This window comes from Nonomuraea recticatena (genome assembly GCF_039533245.1).
Classification (GTDB): Bacteria; Actinomycetota; Actinomycetes; order Streptosporangiales; family Streptosporangiaceae; genus Nonomuraea; species Nonomuraea roseola.
In genome coordinates, this window is sequence record NZ_BAAATE010000009.1 from 264,489 (window position 1) to 274,310 (window position 9,822).

The window sequence follows — 9,822 nt, forward strand, 5'->3', positions numbered from 1 at the left end:
GAGGAGACGGACATGGACATCGTGGTCATCGGAGCGGGATACGCGGGGACGACGGCGGCGCTGCGGCTGGACCGGAGTCATCGCGTCACCCTGATCAGCGCTGACGGGCACTTCAGCCAGCGCATCAGGCTGCACGAACTCGCCGCCGGCAGGCCGAGCATCACCGTGCCGCTGGCGGAGCTGACGCGCGGGACAGGCATCGACACGGTCACCGCCACGGTGAGCGGCCTCGACCTGGAGGCGAAGCTCGTCCGCACGGCCGACGGGCGCGCGTTCGGCTACGACACGCTGGTCTACGCCCTCGGCAGCCGCACCGACGTGAGCCTGCCCGGCGTGGCCGAGCACGCCTTCACCCCCGAGAAGGCAGGCGAGCTACGAGCCCGCCTGTACGGCGGGAGCGGCGACCTGACCGTCGTCGGCGGCGGGCTGACCGGCATCGAACTGGCCGCCGAACTGGCTGAGACCTACCCCTCCTGGCGGGTCGGCCTCGTGACCGGCAAGGAGCCGGGGCCAGGGCTCTCGGCCAAGGGCAGAGCCCACGTCACCAGAGTGCTGGCCGGGCTCGGCGTCACCACGCACCTCGACACCCGGGTCGCCGCCGTCGAACCGGGACGGCTGCTCACGAACCGGGGAGACATCCGGGCCGACGTCGTGGTCTGGGCAGGATCGTTCACCGTGCCGCCGCTGGCCGCCGAGTCGGGTCTCGCGGTCGACGAACACGGCCGAGCCGTCGTCGACGACACGCTGAGATCGGTGTCGCACCCCGACGTCTACGTGATCGGCGACGCCGCGGCCGTCGAGATCCCCGGCGCGGGAGCCTCCCGCATGTCGTGCGCCGTCGGCATGCCGATCGCGGCCCACGCCGCCGACGTCATCAACGCCAGAGCCGCAGGCCGTACGGCCAGGGCGTTCCGGTTCAGGTACCTCATCCAGTGCGTCAGCCTCGGCCGCCGCGACGGCGTGATCCAGACGGTCCGCCACGACGACTCCCCGCTCGACCTGGTCCTCACCGGGCGGGCCGCCGCTTGGGTGAAGGAGCAGGTCTGCCGCTTCACCCTCGGCTCGCTCCGGCTGGAACGGCGCCGCCCCGGCACCTACCTGTGGCCGAAGGGCTCCGCCCGATCGAGCGTGGCCCAGGTCCCGTCACGCGCCGCCCGATGACCTTCACGTTCACGAACCGGGCCCGCCACGGCCGGCACTTCATGGCCCACCCCATGCTGTGCCCCACTACGGCGGTCCTGGTCGAGTGACCGGACCAGGGCCGCTCTGCCTGCGCGGGCGCGCGGACACGATGGCCAGCGCCCACGAGAGCGCCGTCGCCGCCACCAGCCCCGCCAGGACCCACGGCATCATCGGCAGCTTCTGGGTGTGGTGGTAGTAGTCCCAGCCGGTCATCACCGCGGAGGTGCGGCCCGCCGGGTCATAGCGGACCTCCTTGGTCGTGCCGGGCGCGGTCAAGGCGTCGTCGACGAGCTCGATCTCGCCTCCCGGGCAGGCCAGCTTGTAGTCATAGGTCGTGGCGCCCGTGGCGTCCGATTCGTCCCCGATGGCCCTCGCGCTCACGACTGGGCAGACGGCGGTCGTGCCGTACCTGGTCAGGTCGCCGAAGGCGAGCTCGTCCTTGAGCATCCCGCAGGAGAGGAGCAGCAACGGCATGCCCAGCGCCAGCAGCGCGACCCCGGCCTTCGCCCTCGCCTCCCGGTTCGCCGCGTGCAGGACAGGGCCCGCGATCAGGAAGACGCCGCCGAGTACGCACATGGTCACCCCGAGCCCCCACATGCCGGTGTGGTGGCCGAGCCACATCCCTCCCGCGGGAAGCGCGAACCCCGCGAGGGTCAGCGCCACACCTCGCAGCACACGGAGGGCCGGGTGCCCGCGCTCGTTCATGGACGTCCGCCTCCAAGATCCGGTAGCCGGAGACAGCATCCCGCACCGGGATCGGCGCTCGCGCGCGGCCCCCGCGATCGCGGAAGACGGCCGCGAGGCGTCGAAGGGTAGGGGAGTGGGGGCGCGGCGCCACGGCTCTGTCGCGTTGGCGCCGAGACCCGGCGCGCACGGGGCGAGATCGCTGGACGGGAACTGTCCCGGACGACCACCGCGACCGCCCGGCGGCGCGGCGGATCCGTGCATACTGCGGCCGCCCCGGAGATTTGGCGCAATCAAACAGGCAGGAATTGGATCTCCCGGTGGACCCTCTTCAGCACGTAGGGTCATGCCGCTCAGAACCATCCACCGCTGGGAGCGAGTAACCGATGTCCTACCCTCCGCCGCGATACCTGAAGGATCACGGGATCGCCGACGCAACCTTCCGGCCGGCCGACGCGCCGCCGGACCTCACGATCGGAGTCAAGTCCCGGGTCGGCTATCTGGCGACCGGGGCGAGCACCGATGGCCAGTTCGGTCTCTACCGCTGGGACATGGCCGCGATCCCCAACGGCCCCGGCGCCCACTTTCACCGGACCATCTCCGAGTCGTTCTTCGTCCTGGAGGGCACCGTCTCGCTGTACAACGGCGAGCGATGGCTGGACGCGACCCCGGGCGACTTCCTGTACGTGCCGCCAGGCGGGGTCCACGCCTTCAGCAACAACTCCGATGCACCTGCTTCCATGCTGGTGCTGTTCACGCCGGGCGCGCCCAGGGAGGCGTACTTCCAGGAGCTCGCCGACATCGTCGCCTCAGGCCGCCGGCTCACCGACGAGGAATGGACCGAGCTGTACGCCAAGCACGACCAGTACGCCGCACCGTGAACATCGGCCCCCTGCATCCCATCGGTCGTCAACTCACCTGAAGTCAGAGCCGGCAACGGTACCAATCGCTTGGCTTGTCGGCTGCAGGCGGAGGGTTACAGATTTATCCCTTCCGCGCAATAGCATGGAGTGCCATCGTGGTCGCACCGAGTAACTCCGTGGAGAGGGAACACTCGATGGGCTTCGACGATTACAGGGCCTCAGAAAGGCGCACCCAGGGTCAGGTGGACCGGATGAGCCGCAACCTCGCCGATATGAATCGGGCAAGCAACAAGCGGGACTGGGATGCTCGGCATCGCAACGCAGGAAGCGACGATGGCCTCACCGCGCTGGATGTCGTCGGCTTGGTGATCATCGGCCTGATCCTCCTGGCTTTGCTGGCAAACAGCCGATGAGGGGTCGGAGCCGCCGCTGGCTCTGGTGAACAGGTGATGTAGCCACGAGATCTGGCACCCACGGCCCTGGTCTGCTCGGCTTGTCCCGGGTCGATCGCAGTCGGGATCACCAGGCCTCAGCGCCAGCCACCGACGAGCCTTGAGCTGGTGCGACGAACATCCCCATGACCCGGAGCGCCCTCGCCGGAGACTTGTCCTCGGCGCACAACGTCAATGGCCATCGGATGACAAGTGGATCTGGCCATCGGTGGCGAGACGCTTTCGCGACCTGCGGCCCGCCACGCTGGTGATCGGCTAGCCAAGCAGCCGGCTCGCCGAGCCTTCCGAGTTCCTCGTCTATACGCACGTCCAGCAATAGATCATCTGCTCTTCTGCTTGCGCCCGTTGAGCGAGCTCTCGCAGCTCTCCCATCAGTGTCGTCAGGTAGCCCTCGTCAGGGCGGCCGAAGAACTCCTCGATCTGCCCCCACCGTTCGGCAAGATCGGCCAACCGGGCGTCAGGCACGCCGGCCAGCGAGTCCCGTACGTCGGCAGGGAGCTCCTCGATACCGGGCCCCTCCTTGTACGGCGAGTCCTCCGGCAGCGCCTCCCACTCCTCAAGAGACTGCGGGCCGCCCTCGGGCGGTGGGTAGAGGGTGATCGTCCGGACGAGATCCAAGTCGTAGGGCACGTCCCTGATGAGGGCGACAAGCTGGCCAAGGATGACCACCGGATCAATCCCCTTGGCGTCCACAGCGTCGAAAGAGGGACTCCCGGACTCGGCACGGCCCCTGTCCGGCTCGGCCATGGCAGCCTGCCTGTCAGCCGCCCTGTAGTAGTCGTACAAGACCCCCAACTGATCCTCCGGTCAAGGTCGTTCTGCCCGTTATGTCTGGCGACAGAGTAGGGGATCGAATGTAAGTGCGAAGCGGTCCACAAGAGCCTTGCCCTCCTTCGGCACGAGCCGTCTCCCTCTGGCGCAACGAGCCCGAAGCGGCTGCTGCGCCTCTACGCCAAGTGCATCGCCGGTCGAAACAGCGCATCCTCGACGCGTCGCCGCATGACGCAGGGTGCTCACCTGGCCGCGCCCTCCCCTTCGACGGCCGCCACCACCAGGACCCCCAGAACACTCGGGGGTCCTTCGTCGTTCGCGCCTGCGGAACGCGCGACGCATGGCCGTGTCAGGCACCCATGAGCGTCCACCGAGCAACCATGGCATCGTCGCGGGACATGGCATCCGGGCCTGAGAGGGTCCGAAGGAAATCCGAAGTCGCCTCGGCGATGCTGCGGCCATGAGTAACGACCTCGTGATCACGACGGTGGGTCGCAAGACCGGGCGACCGAGGACGACGACCCACTTCTACGGAGAGGACCGGGGACACCTGGTTCTGGTCGGGCCGGGCTCGGAGGCCGGTCCGCACCTGCCGGGCTGGTACCGGGACCTGATGGTCAACCCGGACGCCGAGGTCCGGGTGGACGGCAGGACGTTGCGTGTGCGGGCGCACACGGCCCGGGGCGCGGAGCGGCGGCAGTTGTGGAAGAAGCTGGTGGCACGCGAGCCGGTCTACCAGCGTTACGCGGACGCGGCACGGGGCGAGATCCCGGTAGTGGTGCTTGAGGAGACGGCATGACGAAGTTCAGCGAGATCCAGGACGCTTTCGAGGCCTACATCGGCGACATCGTCTACGCGACCATGACGACGGTGGACAAGAAGGGCCGCCCCCGCGCGCGGGTGCTCATCCCCGTCTGGGAGGTGGTGGACGGTGAGCCGCTGGGCTGGCTGGCGACCTACAAGACGCCGGTCAAGGCGGGCCACCTGGCCGGGAATCCGCACACCACGTTCTCGTACTGGACGCCGCGCCAGAACGCGGTGAGCGTCGACACGGTCGCGGAATGGGTGGAGGACATCGAGGTCAAGCGTCGCGTATGGGATCTGTATCGCAGGACCAGCCCCCGTGGGGCGGGCTACGACCTGGGCAACTTCTGGACCAGTCCAGGCGACCCGAAGCTGCACGTGCTGCGGCTGGAGCCATGGCGGGTCCAGGTGATCCGGGGCACGGACCTGCGCAGCCAGATCTGGAAGAAGGACACGTAGGTCACCGCAGGCGGGCGACGTCCCTGCTCAGTGCCGCGCCTGACGACCGTCTTCGCGTTCATACGGCTGCTGCTGCCGGGAAGTGATCGTGACAGGGAGATCCGTGTACGAGGTTTGAATCGGTACAGGCAGCATCAGTCCCAACCTAGATCAAGTTCTCGGACCTTAACCGCGATGTGTGGTCCGCTGAGGCGACTCTTCGTTCGCGTGATCGTCAACCCCCGCGTCGAGGCGGAGGGGATCAGATTCCGCGGGGGTCGGGGAAACCGATCCAGCGCAGCAGGATCATCCGGGCGTCGGCGGGTGCGTTGTCGCGGTCGGTGCCGAAGCGGTGCACCAGTTTGAGGTACTCCTCGTGGAACTCCTTGAGCTGCGCCTTGGTCATGAAGGTGCTGGCGCGGGAGCTCTGCTGCCAGTCGCCGGCCTCGTCCCGGTTGTGGGCGAAGGCTGACAGCAGCCGTAGGTCCTCGGCGAGTTTGGAGTCACCCAGTTGCTCGGCGAGGTCTTGTTCGGCATTGGTCAGTTCTTCGCGGGGGGGCGTCCGCCGGTCGGCTTTAACGACGTCCCACCAGCGTTCCCGCCCTTTGGCGCGGTCGCGCAACTCGGTCACGAAACCGGTGTCGGACAGCATCCGCAGGTGGTAGCTGGTGGTCCCGGTGTTCTGGCCCATGGCTTTGGCCAGCGTGGTGGAGGTGGCTGGGCCGTGATTGGCGAGGTGGCGGAGGATCTCTCGCCGCAGTGGGCTGGCGAGCGCCTTCATCGCCGCCGGGGTGTGCATGACCGGTTCGCTTGACATTTGACCAGCTTAACCATGCCGAGGCAATTCTGCAGAAAACTACATGCAGAGAAAAACTTGCAGAAAAAATTCTGCAAGGCTAGGGTCGGGCCCATGATCTGGAATCGAATCGCCGGGTGGTCACTCATCCTGGCGCCGGTGGGGCAGCTCGGCGGCTGGACCTTCATGAGGTTCGGCGGCAATGAAGGAGTCGAGCCGTGGTCGACGATCGCGCATGCGGTGTGGCTCATCGGTTTCGTGCTGCTGGCCATCGCCTGCGTCGAACTGTTCCGCCGGGTCCGAAGCCGCGGTGCCGGGCAGATCCTCGCCAGGGTGAGTCTGACAGTGGCACTGATCAGCGTCACCGCCTCGATCGCCGAGATGCTCGTCGACCTGTATGTCGGATTCGCCACCGACACTCACGCGCAGTGGGAGGTCATGGACCAGCAGATCCGAAGCAATCCCGTAGCCGAGTCGATCCTGTATGGATTCGGCACCCAGCTTGTCTACCTGGGGTTCCTGGCCCTGATCATTCAGTTGGCCATCCTGAGGCGAATCAGCACGACGACCCTGACACTCGTCCTGGCCACTCTGGTCCTGTTCATCGGCTACGAAGTGCTGGACGGACCTGGCCGCCAGGCCCTCATGCCGTTCGCGGTCCTCTGCATGTGGCTGGCCCTGGCACCCTTGGGATGGAGGCTACTGAAGCCGGCGCCCCAGGCCGCCGACGCGATCACGCCGTAGCGGTTCGCGGCAATCGGTCTCCGGTGAACATGTTCCTGTCGACCGGCACGGAATTCGCACGTCCCACCGCGAGGTCCACGAGGCGCAGCGCGGTGAACAGGTCCTGGTAGGCGTAGCCGAGGCGTGTCGGGCGCAGTCCCATGGCTCTGCGCCTGCCGAAAGCGTCATCCGGCCAGGTCATAGCCATTCTGGGACCACCTGATACCCGCGATCCCCAGTCGTGCATAGTGCGACATGATGATCTTCATCCTCTTTCGTTTGGCCTATCTCGCTGATGCCACGGCTTTCCTCGCGATAGGAGGGCACAGCGTTGACGGCGTCGGGGGATACGACATCGGCATCGCCGCTTCCTGTGGCGAGGTCCCCGAAGGTGGTGGTCTCCTGTGCTGAGCTTGGGTTCAAGGAGTCGTCGCAACACTGCTGTTCATCAGTCAGCGCTCTGCTACTGAGCTGCGGGAACTCATATGGCTCAGGGCTCGCCTATGTTGATCATTCCGGGCATGTTGCGGATCTTGCTGCGGGACGTGTCAGGCTGGTGGACATGGAGACTGGTTCCGTCCGCAGGGTCCTGGCCGTTGAGCCGGATGGTCCGTGGCTGGTGCTCGTCAATGGGATCACCTGGAATGTCGAGTCGCGAAATGCTGGGGTTGATACCCCTTTTGCCATGTCGAGGCTGGCGCTCTTACCGCTGTTGGAGAGGCCGCGGGACGAAGTGGAGAGCCTTGCCAGGCAGGCGCTTGGTCCTGATGATCCAGACATCGCTGAGGTCCTGCAAGCGGTCATCCAGTGCGGGCTTTCGGGGCCGTCCGAGTATTGGATCTCACGAGCGCTGGCATGGGTGATCACTGATGAAGTCGGGCTCTTTGCCGGGCTGCTCACGGAGATCGCTGTCGGGCGGTCGGGTTCCCAAGCCACACAGCACGCCGCGAAACGGCTCTTGAAGCAGAACGGTCATTGGCCAACCCTCTGGCGCCAACCTCGTTGCTAGCTTGGAGAGTACGGATCGTGATCTTGCAGGCTGCGGCAGTGCCGGTCAGGCCGCATTGCCCTTTGGCCGAGAGTCGCCGCGACTCCCCGTGAATGACCGCACTGACGGCACGCAACGCACACGCGCATGGAACCCTGATGCCGTGGAGCGGATGACACTCGCTGGACTGCTCGACTGTGGCGGAGAGGCGGCATCCGCTTGTCGGAGCGCGCTCCTTGCCGGCGACGAATTCCATGTCTGGGAGGAGAGAGTGTCCATCCGGGAACTGCTCGGCATCTATCGTCGTCGTGAGCGGTACATCCGACGGAAAGGGATTCCTTCGCTCGGGTTCGCTGAGGCTATCGAAGATCTCAAAGCATGTGACTTTGCTCAAGTGCTTCTGGGTTACGTGAAGAGTGACCAGCTTCCGTACCACTTTCAACTTTTCCTGGCGCCAGATGTCTCGCACGTCGTCGCTTGCCTCGGTGCAAGTCGGGATCGGTAGGCCTCGCCCGTGCGTACGGCACACGTCTCCCGCCCGATCGTCCCGTCACCGTCGTCCCACCCGTCAGGGAAGCGGGCCAGGGGTCAGAGGTGAAGGTGGAGCTCCTCACTGGAAGAACGACCTTCACCTCTGACCCTTGGTCTGCTGGGCTTGTCCTGGGGCGATGGTGACGGGACGCTCAGGCTTCCACCTCAACCACTGACCGCCTGGTGTTCGTCGAGATCATCCTTGATCCCGAGGCCGCCGGAGGCATAACAGGGTCCCGGTAGTAATCGATGAAATTCCAACGCCTGGTGGGAGTCCATCGGACTCCCACAAGTCCCATCCAAATCGGGTCGCTACCGCCCCTGCTGCGCCAGTAGGGCTCGCTCCTCCATTGGAGAGAAACCATTCCGCAGGGGTGGCTCACCGCGCTCGCGGTCCCAGGCCAATACGTCGGCCGCCGTCACCTCCAGCGGGGTCGCGGGCATGCCCGCCGCACGGGCCCGCGCCGAGCTGCGCTGCTGCGTTGGCCAGTTCGTCCGCACCAGCGGGAACAGCGGTGGCACCACGTCGGGTGACACCGGCACGATCTCGACTTCAGTGCCCGCCACCCGCGCACAGGTCTCGATGAGTGCCCCGAGCGTGGTCGGCTCAGCAGGCCCCACCGCGTTGAACGCGCCGGAGCGCTCGTCAATGAGCAACCGCACCACCAGGCGAGCCAAGTCGCGCGAGTCGATGATCTGCACCGGCTGCTTGGGATCTGCGGGCAGCGCCACCGGCCCGCCGCGCGAGGCACGTCGCACCCAGTACGTGAACATGTCCGATGGATCGTGTGGCCCGGCCACCTTTCCCGGCCGGACGATCGTCGCTCGCGAGCCGTACCGCGCCACCACATCGTCCTCACATGCCACCTTGAGCGGACCGTAGGTGTCGTCGTCGAGCTCCTCGGTATCGCGCACCACCGGCCGACGCGGAGCGTCCTCATCCGAACCCGGTCCCACGCTAGTGCGCTGATACACCGCGTGGCTTGAGATGAACAGGTATCGGCCAACCCGGTCCCGGAGCGCGTCCATCGACTGCGCGACATGGCGCGGCACGTAGCCGCTGACGTCCACGACCGCGTCCCATGTGCCATCGTGCAGTGCTGCGTAGTCGCCGGTGTCGCGGTCGCCGATGAGTCGCGTCAGCTGGGGGAACAAGTCGGTCCCGGTCTTGCCTCGGCCGAACAGGGTCACCTCGGCATCGGCACGCAGGGCGTCCTCTACGATGGCGCGACCCACAAAAGATGTACCGCCAAGAACAAGAATCCGCATGGCCAGCGACAGTACTAAGAGGAATCACGAAGCGCTCTGAGGAACTGGTCAAGGTGGAGCACCCACAGGCGTAGCCAAAGACCCGTTCGGAGTGGCGCGGCCGGCGGTATGCCGTAGGCACCCGAAAGGCGAGGGCAAGCGAGTTCGGCCGGCGGCGCCACGGCGGAAAGTCATCCCCGTTGCTGTGCTGTTGAGATCAGTGAGCTCTTTTCACCCTGACGGCGCTGGTCGCGGTGGGTGTGCGCGGAGCGATGGCGGATGAGAGGAGGCTCCCGGTAAGACAGCAGTCGACCAAGATCCGATGCCCCAACCGGGAGCCTC

13 protein-coding genes are annotated in these 9,822 nt (G+C 66.5%); 8 read left to right on the forward strand and 5 right to left on the reverse strand.

Features of this window, described 5'->3' with window-relative positions; translation table 11 throughout:
- The first annotated feature begins 12 nt into the window (after window positions 1-12).
- Window positions 13-1,161: an NAD(P)/FAD-dependent oxidoreductase gene (locus tag ABFX50_RS20390; RefSeq protein ID WP_346148559.1), complete on the forward strand. Its 1,149-nt coding sequence runs from the start codon at window positions 13-15 to the stop codon at window positions 1,159-1,161.
- A 66-nt stretch (window positions 1,162-1,227) separates the two neighbouring features.
- Here ABFX50_RS20390 and ABFX50_RS20395 read toward each other — a convergent pair whose 3' ends face one another.
- Entirely contained in the window at window positions 1,228-1,887 is a 660-nt protein-coding gene (locus tag ABFX50_RS20395) for a hypothetical protein (protein WP_346148561.1), read from the reverse strand.
- 365 nt (window positions 1,888-2,252) lie between these two features.
- Between ABFX50_RS20395 and ABFX50_RS20400 the strand changes: the two genes are divergently transcribed.
- Both ABFX50_RS20400 and ABFX50_RS20405 read left to right on the forward strand, forming a co-directional pair.
- Window positions 2,253-2,747, forward strand: coding sequence for a cupin domain-containing protein (locus tag ABFX50_RS20400; protein ID WP_346148563.1), 495 nt, complete (start codon window positions 2,253-2,255; stop codon window positions 2,745-2,747).
- A gap of 176 nt (window positions 2,748-2,923) precedes the next feature.
- Window positions 2,924-3,142 (forward strand): hypothetical protein, encoded by a 219-nt coding sequence (locus ABFX50_RS20405; RefSeq protein WP_346148565.1) that lies wholly within the window; start codon window positions 2,924-2,926, stop codon window positions 3,140-3,142.
- A gap of 336 nt (window positions 3,143-3,478) precedes the next feature.
- On the opposite strand, the gene ABFX50_RS20410 is transcribed toward ABFX50_RS20405, so the two are convergent.
- Complete coding sequence (locus ABFX50_RS20410; protein ID WP_346148567.1) at window positions 3,479-3,967, reverse strand: hypothetical protein; 489 nt, start codon at window positions 3,965-3,967, stop codon at window positions 3,479-3,481.
- A 415-nt stretch (window positions 3,968-4,382) separates the two neighbouring features.
- Between ABFX50_RS20410 and ABFX50_RS20415 the strand changes: the two genes are divergently transcribed.
- Window positions 4,383-4,751, forward strand: coding sequence for a nitroreductase/quinone reductase family protein (locus ABFX50_RS20415; RefSeq protein ID WP_312896018.1), 369 nt, complete (start codon window positions 4,383-4,385; stop codon window positions 4,749-4,751).
- On the forward strand, window positions 4,748-5,215 hold the full coding sequence (locus ABFX50_RS20420; protein ID WP_183654180.1) for a pyridoxamine 5'-phosphate oxidase family protein: 468 nt from the start codon (window positions 4,748-4,750) through the stop codon (window positions 5,213-5,215). The genes ABFX50_RS20415 and ABFX50_RS20420 overlap by 4 nt, the downstream gene beginning before the upstream one ends.
- Before the next feature lie 241 nt (window positions 5,216-5,456).
- On the opposite strand, the gene ABFX50_RS20425 is transcribed toward ABFX50_RS20420, so the two are convergent.
- A complete protein-coding gene (locus ABFX50_RS20425; protein ID WP_346148569.1) occupies window positions 5,457-6,011 on the reverse strand; it encodes an ArsR/SmtB family transcription factor in 555 nt (184 codons plus the stop codon).
- Between the two features lie 93 nt (window positions 6,012-6,104).
- Between ABFX50_RS20425 and ABFX50_RS20430 the strand changes: the two genes are divergently transcribed.
- Window positions 6,105-6,734, forward strand: coding sequence for a hypothetical protein (locus ABFX50_RS20430; protein ID WP_346148571.1), 630 nt, complete (start codon window positions 6,105-6,107; stop codon window positions 6,732-6,734).
- Here ABFX50_RS20430 and ABFX50_RS20435 read toward each other — a convergent pair.
- Complete coding sequence (locus ABFX50_RS20435; RefSeq protein ID WP_346148573.1) at window positions 6,724-6,915, reverse strand: hypothetical protein; 192 nt, start codon at window positions 6,913-6,915, stop codon at window positions 6,724-6,726. The two genes, ABFX50_RS20430 and ABFX50_RS20435, sit on opposite strands and share 11 nt — an antisense overlap.
- A gap of 53 nt (window positions 6,916-6,968) precedes the next feature.
- Between ABFX50_RS20435 and ABFX50_RS20440 the strand changes: the two genes are divergently transcribed.
- Both ABFX50_RS20440 and ABFX50_RS20445 read left to right on the forward strand, forming a co-directional pair.
- Complete coding sequence (locus ABFX50_RS20440) at window positions 6,969-7,124, forward strand: hypothetical protein (RefSeq protein ID WP_346148575.1); 156 nt, start codon at window positions 6,969-6,971, stop codon at window positions 7,122-7,124.
- 151 nt (window positions 7,125-7,275) lie between these two features.
- A complete protein-coding gene (locus ABFX50_RS20445) occupies window positions 7,276-7,722 on the forward strand; it encodes a hypothetical protein (protein WP_346148577.1) in 447 nt (148 codons plus the stop codon).
- Window positions 7,723-8,544: 822 nt separating this feature from the next.
- On the opposite strand, the gene ABFX50_RS20450 is transcribed toward ABFX50_RS20445, so the two are convergent.
- Window positions 8,545-9,501 carry an NAD-dependent epimerase/dehydratase family protein gene (locus ABFX50_RS20450; protein WP_346148579.1) on the reverse strand — a complete coding sequence of 319 codons (957 nt, stop codon included), beginning with the start codon at window positions 9,499-9,501 and terminating at the stop codon, window positions 8,545-8,547.
- Window positions 9,502-9,822 lie beyond the last annotated feature (321 nt).

Bases quoted from the DNA above. Each gene is read 5' to 3' on its own strand.
- ABFX50_RS20390 (WP_346148559.1), top strand. From the start codon at position 13: ATGGACATCGTGGTCATCGGAGCGGGATACGCGGGGACGACGGCGGCG.
- ABFX50_RS20395 (WP_346148561.1), bottom strand. From the start codon at position 1,887: ATGAACGAGCGCGGGCACCCGGCCCTCCGTGTGCTGCGAGGTGTGGCG.
- ABFX50_RS20400 (WP_346148563.1), top strand. From the start codon at position 2,253: ATGTCCTACCCTCCGCCGCGATACCTGAAGGATCACGGGATCGCCGAC.
- ABFX50_RS20405 (WP_346148565.1), top strand. From the start codon at position 2,924: ATGGGCTTCGACGATTACAGGGCCTCAGAAAGGCGCACCCAGGGTCAG.
- ABFX50_RS20420 (WP_183654180.1), top strand. From the start codon at position 4,748: ATGACGAAGTTCAGCGAGATCCAGGACGCTTTCGAGGCCTACATCGGC.
- ABFX50_RS20425 (WP_346148569.1), bottom strand. From the start codon at position 6,011: ATGTCAAGCGAACCGGTCATGCACACCCCGGCGGCGATGAAGGCGCTC.
- ABFX50_RS20430 (WP_346148571.1), top strand. From the start codon at position 6,105: ATGATCTGGAATCGAATCGCCGGGTGGTCACTCATCCTGGCGCCGGTG.
- ABFX50_RS20435 (WP_346148573.1), bottom strand. From the start codon at position 6,915: ATGACCTGGCCGGATGACGCTTTCGGCAGGCGCAGAGCCATGGGACTG.
- ABFX50_RS20440 (WP_346148575.1), top strand. From the start codon at position 6,969: ATGATGATCTTCATCCTCTTTCGTTTGGCCTATCTCGCTGATGCCACG.
- ABFX50_RS20445 (WP_346148577.1), top strand. From the start codon at position 7,276: ATGGAGACTGGTTCCGTCCGCAGGGTCCTGGCCGTTGAGCCGGATGGT.
- ABFX50_RS20450 (WP_346148579.1), bottom strand. From the start codon at position 9,501: ATGCGGATTCTTGTTCTTGGCGGTACATCTTTTGTGGGTCGCGCCATC.